The following is a 19,689-nucleotide window of genomic DNA, read 5'->3' as shown; positions in this document are numbered from 1 at the left end:
CCGCGATCCTGTCAAGCAAAGGTGGTTAAGCGATTGTTGAGGCGGATATAGGATGGTGGCATTGGAAACTCGTTCGGGGTGTCGGCGTGCAGAAGGACGTCATTGCTCCGGCTGCGGTTTTGCGCTTGGCTGCGGGAGGGGTGCGGCCGTCGTCTTGTTCGGGGGAATGCCATGATCAGTTCAGCTCACGCGCGCACGGTTGCCAATCTGGCGGCAGCCTCTTGTCTGGCGCTGCTGCTGGGCGCCTGCGGCGGCGGCATGAGCCTGCCGCCCTTCTCGTCGTCCTCTCCGCCGCCTGAAGCCGAACCCGGCACAGCGCCGGAAATGCCCGCCACCATCCGCGCGGACGAGATCGTCGGCCGCTGGGGTCTCGCCTCGTTCCAGAACCCGGCCGACCGCGCCCGCACGGAGGCTGCCGCCCGGGCGCAGTGCAAGAACCCCTATGTGATCACCGCTGGCTCCTCCGGCGGCGTGATCATGCATCTGGCCGACCAGGCGACGCCGCAGGAACTGCGCCTGAAGGGCTCGCCGAGCGGCAAGAACTACATTGGACCGGCGGGGCCGACCCCTGGCGAGCAGGATCGCGAGATCATCTCCTTCGACGGCCGCGTCCTGATCACCCGCTTCATCGACAAGGACGCCGCCACCCGCTACGGCAACATGGTCTACGTCCGCTGCGCGCCGCGGGCGTAGTCTCTCTTCTGTCGTTCCGGGGCACGCGAAGCGTGAACTAACTATGGTGCGCATTTGCGCACCTGAGAACCTCGAGATTCCGGGTTCGGTCCTGCGGACCGCCCCGGAATGACGTCATAGGCCAAAACAAAAAAAACGCCGGCTTGCGCCGGCGTTTTGTTTTTCCGTATCCCGCGTCCGCTCAGTCGAACAGCGCGTCGATGTCGTCCTGCGAGGCATGGCCGACGTCGCCGGCGAGCTTCGGGCCGTTGAGGAGCTTCTCGTCGTCGCTGCGGTTGTCGACATGCGCGGGGACATGGGCCTTGATGGCGTCGACGCCGCCCCAGATGTCCATCATCGCATTGATGTGCTGCTCGATGAACTTCATCGTGGTCATGACCTTGCTGATGCGCTGGCCGGTCAGGTCCTGGAAGTTGCAGGCCTCGAAGATCGAGATGACGCGTTCCTGGATGTCGTCGGCTAGCCGCTTCTGCTGATCGGCCGAGTCCACCTTGGACATTGCGCTGGCGGCCTGGTCGATCGATTCAGCGGCTTCGAGGATCTGCTGGGTCGCCTGCTCGGTGCCGCCGACCACTGCGCCGAGTTCGCCATTGACCTTGGCCATTTCGCCGCCGTCGAAGCTCTTGCCGTGCAGCGTCGCGATCTCGCGCTTGGTGCGATCGATGGCATCGTGGATGAGGTCGAGCTCGACCTTCAGCTTCTCGCACTGCTCGATCTGTGCCCGATAGGTATCGAGCATGGTGCGCGCTTCGGCAAGCTCGTGGGCCGTCGAGGCGTCGATCGCCGCCATGGCTGCGCTGCCGGACAGTGGGGCGGCGCCCTTCGCCATCTGTGCGCGGATCGCGCGCAGCTCGGCCATGATCTCGCTATGCATCGGGGGGGCCTCTTCAACTACATCTGGAATGGGCATCTCGCCACCGACGATATCCTCGACACGAAAACGTTTGCGGTGAACAGCCATCAGGAAACTCCCCCCACCTCATTCACGCGTCTTTGTAGGCACAAGCGATTTAACACGAAGTTCACAGCGGGAACTGCCAGGCGGCCGCGGGCGACGCTGCGCGAAGAAGCGATTAACCATGGACGCGCGGCGTTCATGGAAAATAAACGCTGATCGCCAAATTGCGCCGCCACTCGCGACGTGGTGAATCCAAACGCCCGATGCGTTTACCAAACGAAACGGCTTTTGCTCTTTATTGACCACGTCGCGGGCGCCGATCAGCCAGGCAGCTTCCGCGACGCATGTGATCTAGACGAAACAGTACAGAGTACGTCGATGTTCAAGAAAATGTCTGTCGCGCTGCTCGGCAGCGCTTGCACCTTCATGGCCGGCACCAACGACGCCGGCGCCTTCGACAACAGCGTGCCGAACGATCCGCCCGCAGTGCTCTACGCGCCGCAGGTGCCGCCGGCGCCGGTGCGCGTCGCTTCCAATTCGAACATGGGTGGCGGCTTCATCGAGTTCCTGTTCGGCGACGGTCCCGGCCGCGGTCCGGCTTACGCGCCGCAGCAGCCGGTGTATCAGCAGCAGCCGGCCTACTACGATCAGCGCCGCCTGCCGCCGATGGGCGAGCCGCAGATGCAAGGCGCAGCTCTCCAGCAAGAAGCGGTCGACCCGCGGCAGCGTCCGTTCGATCCTAGATTCGAGAAACAACTCGTTGACTATAACGGCAACGAAAGTCCCGGCACGATCGTGGTCGATACGCCGAACAAGTTCCTCTATCTCGTCGAGGGCAACGGCAGGGCGATGCGCTACGGCATCGGCGTCGGCCGTCCCGGCTTCACCTGGTCCGGCGTGAAGTCGATCACCGCCAAGCGCGAATGGCCGGACTGGACGCCGCCGAAGGAAATGCTCGCGCGTCGTCCCGATCTGCCCCGGCACATGGAAGGCGGTCCGGAAAATCCTCTCGGCGCCCGCGCGATGTATCTCGGCTCGACGCTCTACCGCATTCACGGCTCCAACGAGCCCTGGACCATTGGCACCAACGTCTCCTCCGGTTGCATCCGTATGCGCAACGAGGACGTCATCGACCTCTACGGCCGCGTCAATGTCGGCACCAAGGTCGTGGTGATGTGATCGTCGCTACCCTTTCCCCTTGTTACGGGGAGAAGGAAGGGCCTCCGAGCAAGACACATCTCATGAAAACGGCCGCCTCATCGGCGGCCGTTCGCTTGCATGCCTTGTAGATCGGCGTCACGCGTAGTCGCTGCCGCCGTCGTCGTCGCCGCCGAAATCGCTGTCGTCGGCCATGTCCATGTTGTCGTCGCGATTGTCGTCGTAGTTCTGGTCGTTGTTGTCCCGATCGTTCGAGGCCTGGTCGGAGAAGCCCTGGCGGGAATCCCGGTTCGAGCCGATGTCGTTGACGCCGGCGTCGCGCGCGAGCGATCCGCCCGACTGGTCGCCGCCGCCCCAGGGGCTGCGGTCGCCCGCGGTATTGGTGTCGCCGAAGGCCTGCTGATGCGATCCACCCATCATGCCGCGGATGCTGGAGAGCAGCAGCGAGCCGCCGACGACGCCGGCCGCGGCCGCCGCCGCCGTGCCGAGGAACGAGCCGCCGCCACCGCCCACGGGCGGGGCACCATAACCTTGTCCCGGCCCTTGCACCGGTCCTTGGCCGTAAGCCTGTCCATAAGGCGGCTGGCCGTAGCCCGGCTGCGTCTGCTGCATCGCCTGGCCGGTGTTCCAGACCGGTCGCTGCTCACGCGGCGGCACGTTCGGAACCGAGCCGCGCGAGGGGCTCCCGCCGAACAGCGTGTCGCGCATGGTGTCGAGGAAGCCGCCGGACTGGGCGGGCTCGGGCGCTTGGCCGGCCTCCAGCTCCTGGATGCGGTTATGAGCGCGCTTCAGCGCTTCGTCCTGCAACAGCGTGGTCTGCACCAGCGCATAGACGGCGCCGGGCGCCTTGCGCAAACCGTCGGAGATCGCGGCGGTCGCATCGGGATCGCGCGGTGCATTTTCCAGCTTTGAAAGCCGGTCGAAAAGGTCGTCGACGAGCTGGCGTTCCTGCGGCGTCATGATCTGTCTCCTTCGCGCAAAATCAAGCGCGCAGGAGATGTAGGGTTCCATTGTGGCCCCAACAGTGCCGGCCGGATTAAATTTCCGTATGCGACAAGCTGCCTCCGGGCCCGCTTGCCGCCGGGTTCATCCCAGTGTCACGTTGCTGTCCGCCACCAGGCGCGCGAAGGCGTCGCTGGCGAGATAAGCGTGCTCGCGCTCGCGGACATCGGTCATCGGGTCGAGGCCGGCGAGGACGTCATCGACGAAGCCGGGATGGCACATCACGAGGCCGCCGTCGGGAAGGCCTTCCAGGAACTGCCGCATCAGCGCGCCGAAATCGGCCTCGCGCGTAAAATCATAGGCGCCGGCGAAGCCGGGGTTGAAGCTGAGGCCGGCGCTGCCGGCGCGGCGGCGGAATTGCGCGCTGAGACTGTCGAGCACCATGGCTTTTGGTGAGGCCAGCCGTTGCCTGAGCGGCAGATCGCGGCCGCCCTGGCGCACCCAGGCGCCTGGCGCAGTCTCGACGACCGCATCGACAAAGCCGTCGCGGACCTGCGGGTAGAGCTGCACATGCTGGTGGCCGTCGACGAAGTCGGGGGCGCGTCCGAACGCTTCCATGAAGGCTGCCAGCTGCGCCCTGACTTCGTTGCGGAAGAATTCCCGGTCGAGCCGCCGCAAAACGCCCGCGCGCAGCAGCTTCGGAAACGGCATGAACATGTCGCCGTCGAGCGGTCGGAAATGCATGGTGAGCGGCCGGAACGGCGCCGACAGCGTCACGTGCAATCCGATCGTGCAGCGCGAGTTCGTCTTTGCTGCGGACTGAAGCGCCTCGATCTCGCTGCGCGCGATCGCCGGACCCACCATCATCACCGAGGTGGCGTTGAGGCGGCCGCGTTCGATCAGGTCGCGAATGGCGCGGTTGACGGCCGGGCTGATGCCGTAATCGTCGGCGCAGACCCAGATTCGCCGCGGGCTCGCGGCCGCGCTCATTCGGCGGCCGTCCTGTTCGGGGCGTCGTCGGCCTTGCCGGCCTCGAAGTGCTTCTCGCTGTGCTCGGCGACGAAGTAGATCGGGCGCGCCTTCAGCTCGGAAAGAATCTTGCCGATATATTCGCCGACGATGCCGATCATGATGAGCTGCACGCCGCCGATCGTCATCAGGCCGATCACGAGCGAGGGATAGCCGGGCACCTGCTTGCCGGTCGTCAACACCTCCCAGAGGATCGACAGGCCGAACAGGAAGGCACCTCCGGCGAGGATGACGCCAAGCAGGCTGGCGAAGCGCAGCGGTGCCACCGAAAACGAGGTCAGGCCCTCGATCGAGAGGCCGAGCAGGCTTGCGGCGTTGAAGGTGGTGACGCCATGGACGCGCGCCGCAGGCTCGTAGTCGACGCGGATCTGGCGAAAGCCGATCCAGCTGGCGAGGCCCTTGAAGAAGCGGTTACGTTCCGGCAACTGCCTGAGTGCGACGACCGCGCGCGGCGAGAGCAGGCGGAAGTCGCCGGCGTCCTCGGGAATCTTCTGGCGTGCGCCCCAATTGATCAGCGCGTAGAAGCCGTGCACCGCGACCCGGCGCAAGAAGGGCTCGTTGTCGCGATGCGCCTTGGCGGTGTAGACGACGTCATAGCCGTCATCGATCCAGTGCCGCACCAGCTGTTCGATCAGCGCCGGCGGATGCTGGCCGTCCCCGTCCATGAACATGACGGCGCCAAGCCGGGCATGGTCGAGGCCCGCCATCAGCGCGGCCTCCTTGCCGAAATTGCGCGACAGCGACACGACCTGGACGTCGATCGCGTCGGCCGGCAGCGACCGCGCGATCGACAGCGTCGCATCCTTGCTGCCGTCGTCGACGTAGACGACCTCGCAAGTGAGCCGATAGCGCTGCCGCAGCGTCTTTGCGAGATCGCAGATGCGCTGATGCAGGGCAGCGAGCCCCGCCGCCTCGTTGTAGACGGGGACGACTATCGACAGCCCCTTCGCGGCGGCGCTCGCTGCGGTGGTCGTCATGCCGGAAACGTCAGAGCCCAGCGTCATCGATCAAGGTTCCAGAGGCGTTTGGATATTCTCAACAGCATATGGTAGCTGCCGCTTGCTGTCGCTATGCTGAACGAACCCGAGGCTCATTGCCCGAGGAACGCCTCGAGCCTGGCGAACAGCGGGTTCTCCCGATCGAACACGTAGTCCAGCGAGACAACCGAGACGGTCTCGGCGCCATGCTCGCGCAGGAAGCTCGCCAGCGCATAAAGCTGACCCGGCGGGCAGTGCAGCGTCAGCATGCCTGACGAAGTCGGACCGCCGAACGGCGCCTCGACTCCGTATCGGCTATGGGCCTCGCCGAGCAGGGCGGCGTCGCATTGCCGGAAGCGGGTGCGGACTTCGCGGTACTTGTTGGCCCGCGCCCGCGCTGCGATGTGATCGAGGATGACACGCGCCGTTTCTCGCGCCTGCGGCGACCAGTCGGCCCCTTTGGATGCCACCAGATTGGCCTGGCTGCGCAGGATTATACCGTCGTCGAGCACCCGCAAGCCGTTGGCGGCGAGCGTCGCGCCTGTGGTGGTGATGTCGACGATCAGCTCGGCGCTGCCGGCCGCCGGCGCGCCTTCGGTTGCGCCTGCGCTTTCGACGATGCGGTAATCGGTGATGCCGTGAGCCTGAAAGAAGCCGCGGGTGAGGTTGACGAACTTGGTCGCGACCCGCATCCGCATGTGATGCTGCTCGCGGAAGCCGGTGGTGACATCGTCGAGGTCTGCCATGGCGCGGACGTCGATCCAGGCCTGCGGCACTGCGACGACGACGTCGGCATAGCCGAAGCCCAGTCCTTCGATCAGCGACACGCGCTTGTCGGCATCGGCGATGGTCTCGCGCACCAGGTCCTCGCCGGTGACGCCGAGATGCGCAAAGCCGCGGGCGAGTTGCGAGGCGATCTCGCTCGCCGAGAGATAGGCGACCTCGACATTGTCGAGACCCGCGATCGTGCCGCGGTAGTCGCGGGCGCCGCCGGCCTTCGACAGCTTGAGCCCGGCGCGGGCGAAGAAGGCCTCGGTATTCTCCTGAAGGCGGCCCTTGGAGGGAACGGCCAGAACGAATGGCGCGCTCATGACTTAAGCTCCCACCTTGCGGCCGATCTTCGTCAGCGCATCCACCCAGACCGAGAAGCCGACCGCGGGGATCGGCGCGTTCGAGCCGAGCTGGGTCATCAGCCCGTCATAACGGCCGCCCGCGACCAGCGGCTCGGCGCCGTTGCCCCTGTGATGAAGCTCGAATTCGAAGCCGGTGTAATAGTCGAGGCCGCGCCCGAACGCCGTCGAGAAGCGGGTCTGCTTCACGTCGATGCCGCGCGCCGCCATGAAGCCGACGCGGCTCTCGAACTGATCGATCGCCGGGGCGAGATCGAGCTTCGCGTCGGTCGTGAGTGCGCGCAGCTCGGCGATGGCGTCGTCGGGATTGCCCGATATCGACAGGAAGCGCTTGAGCACGGCGATCGCCTCGCGCGGCAGCGCGCCGCCCTTCAGCGTCGATTGCTCGAGGAAGCGATCGGCGATCTCGGCCGTGGTGCGCCCGCCGACATTGGTGGTGCCGGCGATCGACATCAGGTCGGTCACGAAGGCGAGTGCCGCCTTGCGATCGGAGCCGGCGAGGGCGGCCAGCACGCCCTCATATTCGCTGCGCGTCGCGGTGCTGGCGGCTGCCAGTCGCTCCAGATCCTGCTCCAGGCTGATCTTGCGGTTGAAATCCTTGACCAGGCGGCGGCGCCAGACCGGATAGAGGTTGAGTGCGTCCAGCAGGGCATTGAACAGTGCGACATCGCCGGTGCGGATCTCGACATCGCGGACGCCGAAGGCGGCGGTCGCCTCCAGCGCCAGGGCCAACATCTCGGCATCGGCCGCGGCGCGGTCCTGGCGGCCGAACGATTCGATGCCGGCTTGCAGGAATTCGCTGGCCTGGCCGCTACGGTAGCGGAACACCGGCCCGAGATAGCTGAACCCGGCCGGCTGGCCGGCGCGGGTCGAGGCGAGATAGTCGCGCGCGACGGGAATCGTCAGGTCCGGGCGCAAGCAGAGCTCCTCGCCCGAGAGATCCGTGGTGAGGTACAGGCTCTTGCGGATGTCCTCGCCGGAGAGATCCAGGAACGGCTCGGCCGGTTGCAGGATAGCGGGCTCGGCCCTGACGTAACCGGCCTGCGCGAACGACAAGAGCAGCGTATCCGCCCAGGCGGCGGAGCCGGCAGCATTTGAGGTGGCAGTCGCGGTCATCTCAGGGTCCATCATCCCGGTGGAACCGGGCAGGGCAAGGAAGGAATGGGAGTTGGCGCAGCCCTTAGCACGGCCCGAAAGCGCTTTCGACCTCCAAAGGATCAATCGCTTAACGAGTTTGGAGCGACGCCGGCACCGTCGGCAGGGTGTAGAAAGTGGCATCGATCGGGTAATTTGATACCGAATTCCGATGGATCACGTTTCGTCGCGGGACGCGCCGGGCGAGGGGTTCGGCTTCATTCGGTTGGGCCGGGGGCTGGAGCTGGTTCCACGAATGATGCCTCGGTCACGGCAAAGGTCGACCCTGCCGTGGCAGCCCCCGCTGCTTCCGCGAGTTGTTCCGCCAGGTCGAGGACGCTTCCCCTTCTGCCGGGGTCCGCGAGGCGGAGAAACGCCTTGATGAGTCGCAGCGACTCGCATGATCGCGCCTCGGGCACGAGGTCGTCATTCATTGCCATGTCTTCCATCGCGATCGCCACCCCGGCGGCGCCGGCATCGTCGAACCTGTTGGATGCGCGCTCGCGCAATGAAGTCTTGGCGGCCAGGGGTCCGGCAGGCACGTCGAAGGTCTCGTCGACAACGATGCCCAGATGCAGCAGCAGGCCGGCGTCACAATGAGGAACTACGGACGGCTGGCAAGTCGTCGCATACTCATTTTGGGTATGGCCGATGATCCGTTCGCCGTAACCATCGTCTACAAGATGAATGTTGGTTTTCGATTCATGCGCAATGCTTCAGATATTATCCGGACGGTCTCGCGGCACACGCTAGCCTATATGCTGTTCTCGATGAGCGAGTTGTTCCGGCACTACGACGAATTCGATCCGCTGGACCTTCTGATCATTCATGCGGTCCTGAACGCCAATGTCATCCACGTGATGAACGATCCGGCGTTGGACGAGAAATTCTCCAGCATTCATGCCGTCGAGCCGGATGTGATCAAGCAGGGGGTCTCTCGTGCCGCACTCTCCCGCTTCCTCAGTCTGCCACTGGAGACGGTTCGCCGTCGCGTGACAGGACTGAAGAGGCGGAAGATTCTCGCCGAGACGAAGGCCGGACTCATCGTGACCGAGCAGAACGCATTCAGGTTTGGAAACAACCACGAACTGCAGAAGACGAACATGCTGTTGCTCGCGAAGCTGCTTCGCGATCTCAGGCGTGCCGGCATCAGCGGGCCGGATGATCTGCGCGCCTCCACGGGCGCGACGTCCGCAAAGAAGGCAAAGTAAGCAACACGATATGGATCAAGGCCATCTCGATACTGCGCGCGACGGAGCGCGAGAGCTGGCGACGGACCGCTTGATGTCCTTCCAGGAGCTCAAGCCATCGTCGGCCCTCGAGCTCAGGGCGTATGACATCGACCATTTCGGCGAGACCGAGAGATATGCCGGCGCATCCAGCATGCCGTTGTCCGTCGGGGCGACGGCGATCATGCGGGCTCGGCTCAGCCTGCCGACCCTGACCCTCTCTCTGGTGAAGACTTTCCCGCGGATCGTTCGCGGCTATCAATTGACGAATGCCGCCGCCGTCGTGGTGCCGATGGATCACGTGACCTCGGCCCGCATCAACGGGCAATCAATGGGCCGTTCCATCGTCGTTCTGACGGGCAGCTCCGATTGCCTGGTCTATGAGCCGGAGGGCCGGCTGATGGCCGTCGTGTATCTCAGTCCGCCGCAGCGCGAACCCTGGGCGCAACTGGGTGACGGCTATCGCCTGGTGAACCCGCCATCGGACGTTCTTGCCTCGCTGCGACGCCTGATCTCCGTCACGCTGGAAATCGCGGCACATGACCCGGACTTCCTGAACGAGCCAATGTCGCTGACCGCCGTCGAGCAGTCCCTGCTCGGCACGATGGACGCTGCGCTGCGCACCAGCGCGAGCGGCGGACCCGCGTCGTCCGCCACGGATGGCTATCGGCGGATCGTCGCGGACATGGAAAGACTGATCCGGCAAGATCTGACGGTCTGGCCCAAGACGCCCGAACTGGCGGCGCAGGTGGGCGTGTCCGTTCGGACTCTCCAGAGCGCGACACAGGCCATTTGCGGCATGAGCCCGCATCGCTATAGCCGGGTCCTGCGGCTCTGGTCGGTGCGCAAGCAGCTGCGCATCGGTCCCGGGCGGCGCAGTGTCAAGGCCTGCGCAATTGCGCACGGCTTCTGGCATCTGAGCGAGTTCGCGGCGAGTTACAGGGCGGCCTTCGGAGAGCTGCCGTCCGAGACCCTGCACCGCGCGATGCGGGAAGCGATCTAAAGCGCGATGCGATCAGGATGAATCGTCATCGCGCTTCCGGTTATCGTTTGAGCATGATCTTGTCGGAAAACCGCTGCGCACTTTTCCGGATCATGCTAGCCGCGTCCACCGCCCCAGTCGCCCAGCACAGCCTGCACCAGCGCCAGGGCCGCCACCGCGGCGGTGTCGGCCCGCATGATCCGGGGACCGAGGGCCAGCCGCAGGATCTTGGGCTGCCGCAGCAGCAGTGCCCGTTCCTCCTCGGCGAAGCCGCCTTCGGGGCCGATCAGCACGTCAATACCTCGGCCGGCCTCACGGGTGTTTTGCAGGCTCTGAACGGGGTCCTGGACCTCCGTCGCCTCATCGCAGAAGATCAGCAACCGGCCGGCGGCGCGCTGGCTCAAGAAGCGCTCCAGCGGCACCGGCTCGGCAACGGTGGCGATGCTGAGGATGCCGCATTGCTCGGCCGCCTCGACCACATTGGCGCGCATTCGTTCGGTATTGACCCGGGAGGCCTGGGTGAACCGTGTCAGGACCGGCTGCAGGGCGGCGGCGCCCATCTCGATCGCCTTCTGCACCATGTAATCCAGCCGGGCATGCTTGAGCGGGGCAAAGACGTAAGTGAGGTCGGGTAGCCGGTCCTGGGGCCGGGTCTGCTGAAGGATCACGAGGCCATCCGGCCGCTTGCGGCCTTCGATGGCCGCCTGCCACTCGCCGTCGCGGCCGTTGAAGGCCAGGACTTCGGCCCCGGCGGCAAGCCGCAGCACGTTGCCGAGGTAATTGCTCTGGTCGCGGTCGAGCGGCACCCTGGCGTCCTGGACGAGGGCGGCATCGACGAACAGGCGGGGAGCGCTAAAATCGTGGGAGGGCATCGTCAGAGGTCCAATTCGCCGCCGTTCTTAACCGAAACCAGTAGTTTTGGGGGTAAATATCGCCGAATTGGTGCGTCCCAGCGCCGCGCTCTTGCCCTATTCCACGGGTTGTTAAGGGCCGGCAGGAATCGTAGAAAAGCGAACACGCTGGTCGCGCTTCAATTGAGAAGACGCCGCCCCCGTAAGCTCCTGCCGGAGAGACTGCCTTCATGATCCGTCGTCTGATGGTTCCGATCACTGCCGCCATGGTCGCCATGGGTGCCGCGGGCGCCCATGCGCAAAGCGCCTTCCCGGCGCCGCTGCCCGGCCAGGCTGCTACCAGTTCCCCCTTTCCGCCCGTGAACGGCGCGGCGCCCGTCGCCTCCGTCGGCACGACGCCGCAATCGTCGTTTCCGGTGAACGGCGCCGCCCCGGTCGGCGGTGCCGGCGCCTTCAGCGCGGCTCCGCCGACGCAAGCCGGTCCCGGCGAGGACTGCATGAAGGCGTTCATGCCCCTGCGCGAAGAAGCCGAGAAGCGCGGCAAGCTGATCAAGGCGGCGAGCGACCGTCACGCGCCGCCGGACGAGGCCTGCAAGCTGATTCGCAATTTCAGCCAGTCTGAGACCAAGATGATCAAGTACATCGAGGCCCACGCCGCCAAATGCGGAATCCCGCCGCAGGTGGGCGCTCAGATGAAGGACGGTCACAAGAACACAGAGGCCATGGCGACGAAGGTCTGCAACGTCGCGCAGCAGATGCAGCAGCAACAGACGCGTCCGGCCGGCCCGTCGCTGAGCGAGGTGCTGGGGTCGGGTTCGGCGCCCGAGGCCAATGCCGGCAAGAAGGGCGGCAGCACCTTCGATACGCTCAACGGCAACGTCCTGACCCGATGAGCGAGACATCCGCCCGCGTTGCCGATTCCACCGGCAACTGGGTCGATACGCTCGCGCCGCATTGGGCGCGGCCTTACCTGCGCCTGTCCCGCTTCGACCGTCCGATCGGCTCCTGGCTTCTCCTGATGCCATGCTGGTGGTCGGCGGCGCTCGCCGCCGGCATGGCGCATGACGTCCGCGGCCTGCCGCTCACCATCGCGTTGTTCTTCATCGGCGCCTTCGTGATGCGCGGGGCGGGCTGCACGTGGAATGACATCACCGACCGCGATCTCGACGACAAGGTCGAGCGCACGCGTTCGCGGCCGTTGCCGTCGGGGCAGGTGACCACGAAACAGGCGCTGGCCTTCATGGTCGCACAGGCGCTGATCGGCCTGCTGGTGCTGCTGCAGTTCAACCGCTTCGCGATTGCGACCGGCATCGCCTCGCTTTTGATCGTCGCGATCTATCCCTTCATGAAGCGCATCACCTGGTGGCCGCAGATCGTGCTCGGGCTTGCCTTCTCATGGGGCGCCTTGATGGGATTTGCCGTCACGTTCGGACACATCGACGTCACCGCGCTCGTGCTCTATGCCGGCGCGATCTCCTGGGTGATCGGCTATGACACGATCTATGCGCATCAGGACGCCGAGGACGACGCGCTGATCGGCATCAAGTCGACCGCGCGCCTGTTCGGCGCGCACACGCACCAGGCGCTGATCCTGTTCTACGGGCTCGCGGTGATGTTGATCGGCATCGCGCTGGCGTCCGGCGATGTGCGCTGGCCGGCCTGGCTCGGGCTCGTGGCCTTCGCCGTGCATCTGGTGTGGCAGATCGTGCGCTTGAGGATTGACGATCCCGAGCTGTGCCTGCGCCTGTTCAAGTCGAACCGTGACGCGGGCTTGCTGCTGTTCGCGGGATTGCTGGCCGACGCGGTGATGCGGGCGGCGTAGCTCTCGTAGGTGGGCAAAGGCGCTCTTGCGCCGTGCCCACCATCTCTCAATGATTGATAAAAAAGGTGGGCACGCTTCGCTTTGCCCACCCTACGGCACCTGTGGTTGCCGCTTAATTCCTCGCGATAATCTCACGTTCGTCGTGATGAACGGGCAATTCCCGCGCCATGCCGGTGCGCCGGCGCATCAGGAATTTCGGGCGGCGCGCGCGGATCGCGTTGGCGCGGCGACGGCGCGGCGCGGGCTTGCGGGCGCCTTCGTCGAGCTGCGGTAGCGCGAAGAGCTCGCTCCAGACCGCCCAGGCTTGCGCTATCTCGTCGGCATCGGCGCCGACCAGCAGCGGAATGGACAGCGAGGGATCGCGATGCACGAGGACGAGCGTCTGCGCGTCGTCATTGCCGCGCAAAGCGACGCCGGTGAAGTCGGCAACGCGCACGTTGATCGCCATTTGCATGCCGCGGACGGCACGGCGCAGCACGACACGCTCGCGATGAAGCTCGATCTGCCTGACATGTCCGTCGGCGCGCGGGTCATGCGCATCGAAGCGGACCGGAAGGGAAAGGGGGTCGAGCCGCAAGGAGCGGCTCGACCCGGCGGGAGTGACCCCGCATGTTGCTGTTTGACGCCTCACGGCTTTAGTTCTCCCCGCCGGGATTATGTTCCCGGTCGATGCGAGGACCTTAGCGCGTGCCTTTCCGAAACCGCTTAAAAAGCCTGGTTAACCCACCGTCACCGCTGCTCATGATTGACAAGACCTTGGCGCGCATGATTGACGAGACGTTGCGCCGAAGTTGCGAATCTGAGCTTTTGGCGGGCTGAAAATGCTTGAAGTCCGCGCTATCAGGGCACATCTGTGGGTTCCGGTCCCGAACCCCGCCCCAACAGGATTTCGTTCGTGAACTCTGCACCAAGCTCGACGCTTTCGACCACATCCAATCGCGACCTGTTCGATCAGTCCGCGCTCTCCGATCTCGCGCAGCGGCTGGTCGAGGCGGCCAGGCGCGCCGGCGCGGATGCGGCCGATGCGGTCGCGGTGCGCGGCGTCTCGCAGGGCGTCGAGGTCCGCGACGGCCGTGTAGAGGAATCCGAGCGGTCCGAGGGCGACGATGTCGGCCTGCGCGTGCTGGTTGGCCAGCGCCAGGCGGTGGTCTCGACCAACGACGTCAGCGGCGATGCCGTGACCAAGCTCGCCGAGCGCGCGGTCGCGATGGCGCGCGTGGCGCCCGACGACAAATATGTCGGCCTCGCCGATCCCGCGCTGCTCGCGCGCGAATTCCCCGATCTCGACCTGCTCGATCCCAACTTGCCGGCGACCGCCGAGCTCGAGCGCCGCGCGCTCGCGGCCGAAGCTGCGGCGCTCGGCGTGAAGGGTGTGACCAAATCCGGCGGCGCCTCGGCTTCCGCCGGTATCGGCGGCATGGTGCTCGTCACCTCGACCGGCTTCCACGGCTCTTACCTCCGCTCCAGCCAGGGCATTTCCGCCACCGCCATATCAGGCGAAGGCACCAGCATGGAGCGCGATTACGACTTCACCTCGGCGCCGCACGGCGCCGATCTGTTGTCGCCGGAAGCCGTCGGCCGTTCCGCCGGCGAGCGCACCGTGGCGCGCTACAATCCGCGCAAGGTCGAGACCTGTAAGGTGCCGATCGTGTTCGATCCGCGCGTTGCCGGCTCCCTGGTCGGCCACCTCGTCGGCGCCATCAACGGCGCTTCGATCGCGCGCAAGACCAGCTTCTTGAAGGACAAGCTCGGCCAGCAGCTCTTCGCGAAGAACATCCGCATCATCGACGATCCGCTGCGCCGGCGCGGCCTGCGCTCGCAGACCTTCGACGCCGAAGGCGTCGCGGTGAAGAGGACCGCGCTGGTCGACGAAGGCGTGCTGACGACCTGGCTGCTCGACTGCGCGACCGCGCGCGAGCTCGGCCTCACCACGACCGGCCATGCCCATCGCGGCGTTTCCTCCTCTCCCTCGCCGGGGCCCTACAATCTGCATCTCGAGGCCGGCGCGCCGACGCCGGCCGAGTTGATCTCCGATATCAAGCAAGGGTTCTATGTCACCGATTTGATCGGCTCCGGCGTCAACGGCGTCACCGGCGATTACAGCCGCGGCGCCTCCGGTTTCTGGATCGAGAACGGCGAGATCACCTATCCCGTCAGCGAGGTGACGATCGCCGGCCATCTGTTCGAGATTTTCAAGTCGATGCAGCCCGCGAACAATCTCGAGTTCCGCTACGGCATCAATGCGCCGACGGTGCGCATCGAGGGTTTGACGCTTGGCGGACGCTGATCGAGCAGAGGCGAGTTGGCTCACCTCTCCCGTAGGGAGAGGTCGGATCGCATCGCAAGATGCGATCCGGGTGAGGGGTTACTCTCTCTCGTGGGACCTGCGCCCCCTCACCCGATTTGCTGCGCAAATCGACCTCTCCCCAATGGGGAGAGGTGGTCCTCGCATGCAGCTCGATTGACTCGGATGACTCCTGTTCTCGACAACACCATCCTGACCCGCGACGCGGCGCTGCTGAAGGACACGGTGCGGGAAGCGGGCGCACTCGCGCAGTCGATGTTTCGCACCGAGCTGAGGAAGTGGACCAAGGGCGCGTCCTCCCCGGTGTCGGAGGCCGACATCGCGGTCAACGATCTCCTCGAAGCGCGCTTGCGCGCGGCGACACCCGACTATGGCTGGCTTTCGGAGGAGAGCGCCGACGATGCGGCACGGCTGTCGCGGCGGCTGACATGGATCGTCGATCCCATCGACGGCACGCGCAATTATCTGGGCGGTCATGACGAATGGTGCGTCAGTGTGGCGCTGGTGGAAGACGCCTCGCCCGTACTTGCCGCGGTGTTTGCACCAGCGAGCGACGAGTTCTTCTTCGCGGTGCGCGGCCAGGGCACGACGCTCAACGACAAGCCGGTGCGGGCGACGTCCGGATCCGAGCTCGACTTCGCCCGCGTCGCCGGCCCGAAGCCGCTGGTCGAGCGCTTGAAGCCGTCACTCGGCGAAATCAAGCTGCATCGGCGAATCGGCTCGCTGGCGCTGCGGCTGTGCCGGGTCGCCCATGGCGCGCTGGATGCGGCTTTTGCGGGGGGCAACAGCCATGACTGGGACCTTGCGGCGGCCGATTTGATCGTGCAGGAAGCGGATGGTAGGATGAGCAACCTCTCCGGAGAACCCATCCTCTACAACCGCCGGGAAGTGGCGCACGGGGTGCTGGTGGCAGCGGGACGCGATCGTCATGCGGGCATTGTCGCGCATTTTCGCAACCGTCCCTTAGCCTGAAGCGCTTCGTCGTGCTTGTCGGACACTGCTTTGCCGGGCAGCCCGTTAGGAATAGAACTCATGCCAGATAGTGCCCCGCAACAACTGCTCCACCTCGTCATCGGCGGCGAACTCGTCGATCTCGAAGGCAACACCTTCAAGAATCTCGACGACGTCGAGATCGTCGGCCTCTATCCGAACTATGCGGCCGCCTATGCCGCTTGGCGCGCCAAGGCGCAGAGCACGGTCGACAACGCACAGATGCGCTATTTCATCGTCCATCTCCACCGGCTGCTCGACCCGAATCAAGAACCGGCACGTTGAAAAGACTGCTTCGCAATACGCTGCGAAGCAGCTGGCTTCAGCGTGCCGTCGGGGTCCTGGCGGCCGAATATCTGCGTCTGGTCTGGCGGACCAACAGGTTCACGTTCGATCCCCCGGACGTCTATGAACGCGTCGAGCCGCAGCTCCCTGCGATCTTCGCGTTCTGGCACGGCCAGCATTTCCTGACGCCCTTCATCAAGAATCAGGACAAGGCCTCCTATCGGGCCAAGGTCCTGATCTCCCGCCATCGCGACGGCGAGTTCAATGCGATCGCGGCCGAACGGCTCGGCATCGGCACCATCCGCGGCTCCGGCGACCATGGCGGGGCGTTCCATCGCAAGGGAGGTGTGGGCGCCTTCAAGGAAATGGTGCGGACGCTCCAGGCCGGTTGTAATGTCGCATTGACCGCCGATGTCCCCAAGCGCTCGCGCGTGGCGGGGCTCGGCATTATCATGCTGGCACGGGAATCGGGGCGGCCGATCATGCCTTTCGCGATGGCGACCAGCCGCTTCGTCCGGCTCGAGAACTGGGACCGCACCACCATCAATTTGCCGTTCGGGCGCGGCGCATTGGTCGGCATCAAGGAAATCCACGTTCCTCCGGATGCCGACGCCGCCATGATGGAAGCATTGCGGCAGGAGCTGGAAGACACGTTGAACGAAGCGACCCGCCGCGCCTACGCCCAACTCGGCCGTCCGGGACCGGAAGATGCCTAAGTCGCTGCCCATTGCGCTGCCGATCACGCTGCGGATGTATCGGCGCCTGGCCTCCGGCCTGGTGCCGCTTGCGCCTGCACTGATCAAGCGGCGGCTGAAGCAGGGCAAGGAGGATCCCGCGCGCGTCGGCGAGCGGCGGGGGCTGTCCCGGGACGTGCGACCGCATGGCCCGCTGGTCTGGATCCACGGCGCCAGCGTCGGCGAGGTGCTGGCCGCGGCGGCGCTGGTCGGGCGCCTGCGCGATCTCAATCTGCGCATCCTGCTCACCTCGGGCACCGTCACCTCGGCGGCGGTGGCGGCAAAGCGCTTTCCGCCTGACGTGATCCATCAATACGTACCGTACGACTCTCCGCGCTATGTCGCGCGCTTCCTCGATCACTGGAAGCCGTCGCTGGCGCTGTTCATCGAATCCGACCTGTGGCCGAACCTGATCCTCGCCGGGGCGGCGCGCCGGGTGCCGATGGTGCTGATCAACGGACGGATGTCGCCGCGCTCCTTCCCGCGCTGGCGGCGCATGCACGGCACCATCTCGGCGCTGCTGTCGCGGTTCGACATTTGTCTTGCGCAGTCGAAGACTGATGCCGAGCGCTTTTCCGCGCTCGGCGGCCGCGACGTCGTCACCACGGGCAATCTCAAGCTGGACGTGCCGGCGCCACCGGCCGATCCTGCGAAGCTCGAACGGCTGATGGCGATGACGCGCGGGCGTCCGATCATCGTCGCGGCCTCGACCCATCCGGGCGAGGACGAGATGCTGATCGCCGCGCATCGCAGCCTCGTTGGTTTCTTCCCGCAGCTTCTCACCGTGATCGTGCCGCGGCATCCGGATCGCGGCTCCGCGATCGCGGGCCTGGTCACGGCGTCCGGCCTGAAGCCGGCGCTGCGCTCGCGCGAGGAGCTGCCGACGGCCACGACCGACGTCTATGTTGCCGACACCATGGGCGAGCTCGGCCTGTTCTACCGTCTCTCGCCGATCGTGTTCATGGGCGGATCGCTGATCCACCATGGCGGCCAGAATCCGATCGAGGCGATCAAGCTCGGCGCGGCGATCGTCCACGGTCCGCACGTCTTCAACTTCGCCGACGTCTATGAAGCGCTCGACGGGAGCGGCGGGGCGCGCCAGGCCGATACGCAGGAGGCGTTGGTCAAGCAGCTCGGCCTGCTCCTGGCCGAACCGATGGTGCGCGACAAGATGCAACGCGCAGGTTCAGGCGTGGTCGAGCAGCTTGGCGGTGCGCTCGATCGCACCATGAGCGCGCTCGAGCCGTATCTGCTGCAGTTGCGGATCGAGATGGGGGCCGCCGATGCGTGAGCCGGCCTTCTGGTACCGGCCACATTCCCCGCTATCGCATGTCCTCTTTCCGCTGGGTGCGCTCTACGGCGCCGTCACCGCATGGCGCATGCAGCGCGACGGCGTGGACGCCGGCATTCCCGTGATCTGCGTCGGCAACTACCATGTCGGCGGCGCCGGCAAGACGCCGACCGTGCTGGCGCTGACGAAGCTGCTTCGCGAGCTCGGCGAGACGCCGGTCGTGCTCAGCCGCGGCTATGGCGGGCACCTGAAGGGTCCGGTGATGGTCGACGGCGCCCGTCATACCGCGGCCGACGTCGGCGACGAGCCCCTGATGATGGCGCGCGACGTCCCGGTCGCAGTCGCGCGCGACCGCCTCGACGGCGTCGCGCTGGCGAAATCGCAGGGCGCCACCGTGATCGTGATGGATGACGGTTTCCAGAACCCGCGCCTTCTGAAGGACGTGTCGCTGATCGTGATCGACAGCGAGCGCGGCCTCGGCAACGGCCAGGTGTTTCCCGCGGGCCCCCTGCGCGCGCCGTTGCAGGCGCAGCTCGCGCGCACCGACGCGCTGGTGCTGATCGGCGATGGCCGTGCCGCCAACGATGTCGCGGCCGAGCTTGCCAAGCGCGACAAGCCGGAGCTGCGGGCACGCCTGAAGCCGGTTGCGGCCTCGCTCGCGCAGCTGTCCGGAAAGCGGGTCTTCGCGTTCGCCGGCATCGGCGACCCCGAGCGCTTCTTTCGCACCCTGCACGCCAGCGGCATCGCGGTCGCGCGCACGCGCGCCTTCGCCGACCACCACTTGTTTTCGCAGGACGAGATCGCAGCGCTCGCAGCGGACGCGCGGCGCGAGCAGCTCACGCTGGTGACGACGGAGAAAGACCTTGCACGCCTGCGTGGCCGCGCGGACGTGCCCGAGGGCATCGTGCCATTCGCAGTTCAGCTCGAGTTCGACGAGCCGGCAAAGCTCCGGCAATTGATCAACGATCATCTCTACAGGGCGCGCGAGCGGCGGTTCAGCGCGCGTTGATCTCGTGCACTAGGCAAGCGTCTCTGCCATAGCTCATACAGCGACGTGTCGCGGGTGACGAATTCTCTTCCGCGCTCTTGGCAGTTGATGTAGCCTTTCATGAGAGCCGTCACCAGGACGTGCCGAACTCCCGGCAATCATAGACGGCGTTTATGCCCACGGCGGGCGCGATCTTATTATTTCAGATGCGACGGCCGCAACGACCAGTTCGGAGCGGCAGGGAAAGTCAT

The 19,689-nt window shown here is 65.7% G+C and carries 21 protein-coding genes; 12 read left to right on the top strand and 9 right to left on the bottom strand.

Features of this window, described 5'->3' with window-relative positions; translation table 11 throughout:
* Positions 1 to 171 precede the first annotated feature (171 nt).
* Positions 172 to 693 carry a hypothetical protein gene (locus ABIA42_RS27635; RefSeq protein WP_028179558.1) on the top strand — a complete coding sequence of 174 codons (522 nt, stop codon included), beginning with the start codon at positions 172 to 174 and terminating at the stop codon, positions 691 to 693.
* Positions 694 to 874: 181 nt separating this feature from the next.
* Here the strand turns inward: ABIA42_RS27635 and ABIA42_RS27630 are convergent, their stop codons facing one another.
* Positions 875 to 1,654 carry a protein phosphatase CheZ gene (locus ABIA42_RS27630; RefSeq protein WP_271531914.1) on the bottom strand — a complete coding sequence of 260 codons (780 nt, stop codon included), beginning with the start codon at positions 1,652 to 1,654 and terminating at the stop codon, positions 875 to 877.
* 315 nt (positions 1,655 to 1,969) lie between these two features.
* On the opposite strand from ABIA42_RS27630, the gene ABIA42_RS27625 reads away from it, so the two are divergent.
* Positions 1,970 to 2,770, top strand: a complete 801-nt coding sequence (locus ABIA42_RS27625; RefSeq protein WP_271531916.1) for a L,D-transpeptidase — start codon at positions 1,970 to 1,972, stop codon at positions 2,768 to 2,770.
* 117 nt (positions 2,771 to 2,887) lie between these two features.
* Here ABIA42_RS27625 and ABIA42_RS27620 read toward each other — a convergent pair whose 3' ends face one another.
* The 6 genes from ABIA42_RS27620 to ABIA42_RS27595 all read right to left on the bottom strand — a co-directional run bounded on the left by ABIA42_RS27620 (position 2,888) and on the right by ABIA42_RS27595 (position 8,503).
* Positions 2,888 to 3,709 carry a DUF2076 domain-containing protein gene (locus ABIA42_RS27620; RefSeq protein ID WP_370119182.1) on the bottom strand — a complete coding sequence of 274 codons (822 nt, stop codon included), beginning with the start codon at positions 3,707 to 3,709 and terminating at the stop codon, positions 2,888 to 2,890.
* Positions 3,710 to 3,835: 126 nt separating this feature from the next.
* Positions 3,836 to 4,681, bottom strand: a complete 846-nt coding sequence (locus tag ABIA42_RS27615) for a ChbG/HpnK family deacetylase (RefSeq protein WP_370119184.1) — start codon at positions 4,679 to 4,681, stop codon at positions 3,836 to 3,838.
* Entirely contained in the window at positions 4,678 to 5,724 is a 1,047-nt protein-coding gene (locus ABIA42_RS27610) for a glycosyltransferase family 2 protein (RefSeq protein WP_370119186.1), read from the bottom strand. The genes ABIA42_RS27615 and ABIA42_RS27610 overlap by 4 nt, the downstream gene beginning before the upstream one ends.
* An 86-nt stretch (positions 5,725 to 5,810) precedes the next feature.
* Complete coding sequence (gene hisG, locus ABIA42_RS27605; RefSeq protein WP_370119188.1) at positions 5,811 to 6,788, bottom strand: ATP phosphoribosyltransferase; 978 nt, start codon at positions 6,786 to 6,788, stop codon at positions 5,811 to 5,813.
* A 3-nt stretch (positions 6,789 to 6,791) separates the two neighbouring features.
* Complete coding sequence (locus tag ABIA42_RS27600) at positions 6,792 to 7,943, bottom strand: ATP phosphoribosyltransferase regulatory subunit (RefSeq protein WP_370119191.1); 1,152 nt, start codon at positions 7,941 to 7,943, stop codon at positions 6,792 to 6,794.
* 236 nt (positions 7,944 to 8,179) lie between these two features.
* The gene (locus ABIA42_RS27595) at positions 8,180 to 8,503 is read right to left on the bottom strand and encodes a hypothetical protein (protein ID WP_370119193.1); all 324 of its coding nucleotides are present in this window, start codon (positions 8,501 to 8,503) and stop codon (positions 8,180 to 8,182) included.
* Positions 8,504 to 8,533: 30 nt separating this feature from the next.
* Between ABIA42_RS27595 and ABIA42_RS27590 the strand changes: the two genes are divergently transcribed.
* Both ABIA42_RS27590 and ABIA42_RS27585 read left to right on the top strand, forming a co-directional pair.
* The gene (locus tag ABIA42_RS27590; protein ID WP_370119196.1) at positions 8,534 to 9,172 is read left to right on the top strand and encodes a hypothetical protein; all 639 of its coding nucleotides are present in this window, start codon (positions 8,534 to 8,536) and stop codon (positions 9,170 to 9,172) included.
* 172 nt (positions 9,173 to 9,344) lie between these two features.
* Positions 9,345 to 10,193, top strand: coding sequence for a helix-turn-helix domain-containing protein (locus tag ABIA42_RS27585; protein WP_271531930.1), 849 nt, complete (start codon positions 9,345 to 9,347; stop codon positions 10,191 to 10,193).
* 95 nt (positions 10,194 to 10,288) lie between these two features.
* Here the strand turns inward: ABIA42_RS27585 and ABIA42_RS27580 are convergent, their stop codons facing one another.
* The gene (locus tag ABIA42_RS27580; RefSeq protein ID WP_370119199.1) at positions 10,289 to 11,044 is read right to left on the bottom strand and encodes a 16S rRNA (uracil(1498)-N(3))-methyltransferase; all 756 of its coding nucleotides are present in this window, start codon (positions 11,042 to 11,044) and stop codon (positions 10,289 to 10,291) included.
* Between the two features lie 209 nt (positions 11,045 to 11,253).
* Here ABIA42_RS27580 and ABIA42_RS27575 point away from each other — a divergent pair, with 209 nt between their 5' ends.
* Both ABIA42_RS27575 and ubiA read left to right on the top strand, forming a co-directional pair.
* Complete coding sequence (locus tag ABIA42_RS27575; RefSeq protein WP_370119202.1) at positions 11,254 to 11,916, top strand: hypothetical protein; 663 nt, start codon at positions 11,254 to 11,256, stop codon at positions 11,914 to 11,916.
* On the top strand, positions 11,913 to 12,845 hold the full coding sequence (ubiA, locus tag ABIA42_RS27570; protein ID WP_271531935.1) for a 4-hydroxybenzoate octaprenyltransferase: 933 nt from the start codon (positions 11,913 to 11,915) through the stop codon (positions 12,843 to 12,845). Before ABIA42_RS27575 ends, ubiA begins: the two co-directional genes overlap by 4 nt.
* Before the next feature lie 112 nt (positions 12,846 to 12,957).
* Here the strand turns inward: ubiA and ABIA42_RS27565 are convergent, their stop codons facing one another.
* Positions 12,958 to 13,476, bottom strand: a complete 519-nt coding sequence (locus tag ABIA42_RS27565; protein WP_370119205.1) for a DUF6101 family protein — start codon at positions 13,474 to 13,476, stop codon at positions 12,958 to 12,960.
* A 264-nt stretch (positions 13,477 to 13,740) separates the two neighbouring features.
* On the opposite strand from ABIA42_RS27565, the gene ABIA42_RS27560 reads away from it, so the two are divergent.
* The 6 genes from ABIA42_RS27560 (at position 13,741) to lpxK (ending at position 19,459) form a co-directional block, all read left to right on the top strand.
* Positions 13,741 to 15,132: a TldD/PmbA family protein gene (locus ABIA42_RS27560; protein ID WP_370119208.1), complete on the top strand. Its 1,392-nt coding sequence runs from the start codon at positions 13,741 to 13,743 to the stop codon at positions 15,130 to 15,132.
* Positions 15,133 to 15,315: 183 nt separating this feature from the next.
* On the top strand, positions 15,316 to 16,122 hold the full coding sequence (locus tag ABIA42_RS27555; RefSeq protein ID WP_271531940.1) for a 3'(2'),5'-bisphosphate nucleotidase CysQ: 807 nt from the start codon (positions 15,316 to 15,318) through the stop codon (positions 16,120 to 16,122).
* Positions 16,123 to 16,182: 60 nt separating this feature from the next.
* Positions 16,183 to 16,425: a DUF4170 domain-containing protein gene (locus ABIA42_RS27550; RefSeq protein WP_271531942.1), complete on the top strand. Its 243-nt coding sequence runs from the start codon at positions 16,183 to 16,185 to the stop codon at positions 16,423 to 16,425.
* Positions 16,422 to 17,141, top strand: coding sequence for a lysophospholipid acyltransferase family protein (locus tag ABIA42_RS27545; RefSeq protein ID WP_271531944.1), 720 nt, complete (start codon positions 16,422 to 16,424; stop codon positions 17,139 to 17,141). The genes ABIA42_RS27550 and ABIA42_RS27545 overlap by 4 nt, the downstream gene beginning before the upstream one ends.
* Positions 17,134 to 18,450, top strand: a complete 1,317-nt coding sequence (locus ABIA42_RS27540) for a 3-deoxy-D-manno-octulosonic acid transferase (protein WP_370119212.1) — start codon at positions 17,134 to 17,136, stop codon at positions 18,448 to 18,450. Before ABIA42_RS27545 ends, ABIA42_RS27540 begins: the two co-directional genes overlap by 8 nt.
* On the top strand, positions 18,443 to 19,459 hold the full coding sequence (lpxK, locus tag ABIA42_RS27535) for a tetraacyldisaccharide 4'-kinase (RefSeq protein ID WP_370119215.1): 1,017 nt from the start codon (positions 18,443 to 18,445) through the stop codon (positions 19,457 to 19,459). Before ABIA42_RS27540 ends, lpxK begins: the two co-directional genes overlap by 8 nt.
* The last annotated feature ends 230 nt before the right edge of the window (positions 19,460 to 19,689 follow it).

It is taken from the genome of Bradyrhizobium sp. USDA 327, assembly GCF_041262065.1.
Classification (GTDB): domain Bacteria; phylum Pseudomonadota; class Alphaproteobacteria; order Rhizobiales; family Xanthobacteraceae; genus Bradyrhizobium; species Bradyrhizobium liaoningense.
This window is presented reverse-complemented; position numbering and strand designations above follow the sequence as displayed.

Coding starts and splice junctions, on each gene's coding strand:
- ABIA42_RS27555 (WP_271531940.1), top strand. CDS start 15,316: ATGACTCCTGTTCTCGACAACACCATCCTGACCCGCGACGCGGCGCTG.
- ABIA42_RS27590 (WP_370119196.1), top strand. CDS start 8,534: ATGCAGCAGCAGGCCGGCGTCACAATGAGGAACTACGGACGGCTGGCA.
- ABIA42_RS27620 (WP_370119182.1), bottom strand. CDS start 3,709: ATGACGCCGCAGGAACGCCAGCTCGTCGACGACCTTTTCGACCGGCTT.
- ABIA42_RS27575 (WP_370119202.1), top strand. CDS start 11,254: ATGATCCGTCGTCTGATGGTTCCGATCACTGCCGCCATGGTCGCCATG.
- lpxK (WP_370119215.1), top strand. CDS start 18,443: ATGCGTGAGCCGGCCTTCTGGTACCGGCCACATTCCCCGCTATCGCAT.
- ABIA42_RS27580 (WP_370119199.1), bottom strand. CDS start 11,044: ATGCCCTCCCACGATTTTAGCGCTCCCCGCCTGTTCGTCGATGCCGCC.
- ABIA42_RS27585 (WP_271531930.1), top strand. CDS start 9,345: ATGCCGTTGTCCGTCGGGGCGACGGCGATCATGCGGGCTCGGCTCAGC.
- ABIA42_RS27610 (WP_370119186.1), bottom strand. CDS start 5,724: ATGACGCTGGGCTCTGACGTTTCCGGCATGACGACCACCGCAGCGAGC.
- hisG (WP_370119188.1), bottom strand. CDS start 6,788: ATGAGCGCGCCATTCGTTCTGGCCGTTCCCTCCAAGGGCCGCCTTCAG.
- ABIA42_RS27635 (WP_028179558.1), top strand. CDS start 172: ATGATCAGTTCAGCTCACGCGCGCACGGTTGCCAATCTGGCGGCAGCC.
- ABIA42_RS27630 (WP_271531914.1), bottom strand. CDS start 1,654: ATGGCTGTTCACCGCAAACGTTTTCGTGTCGAGGATATCGTCGGTGGC.
- ABIA42_RS27600 (WP_370119191.1), bottom strand. CDS start 7,943: ATGACCGCGACTGCCACCTCAAATGCTGCCGGCTCCGCCGCCTGGGCG.
- ABIA42_RS27625 (WP_271531916.1), top strand. CDS start 1,970: ATGTTCAAGAAAATGTCTGTCGCGCTGCTCGGCAGCGCTTGCACCTTC.
- ABIA42_RS27615 (WP_370119184.1), bottom strand. CDS start 4,681: ATGAGCGCGGCCGCGAGCCCGCGGCGAATCTGGGTCTGCGCCGACGAT.
- ABIA42_RS27550 (WP_271531942.1), top strand. CDS start 16,183: ATGCCAGATAGTGCCCCGCAACAACTGCTCCACCTCGTCATCGGCGGC.
- ubiA (WP_271531935.1), top strand. CDS start 11,913: ATGAGCGAGACATCCGCCCGCGTTGCCGATTCCACCGGCAACTGGGTC.
- ABIA42_RS27540 (WP_370119212.1), top strand. CDS start 17,134: ATGCCTAAGTCGCTGCCCATTGCGCTGCCGATCACGCTGCGGATGTAT.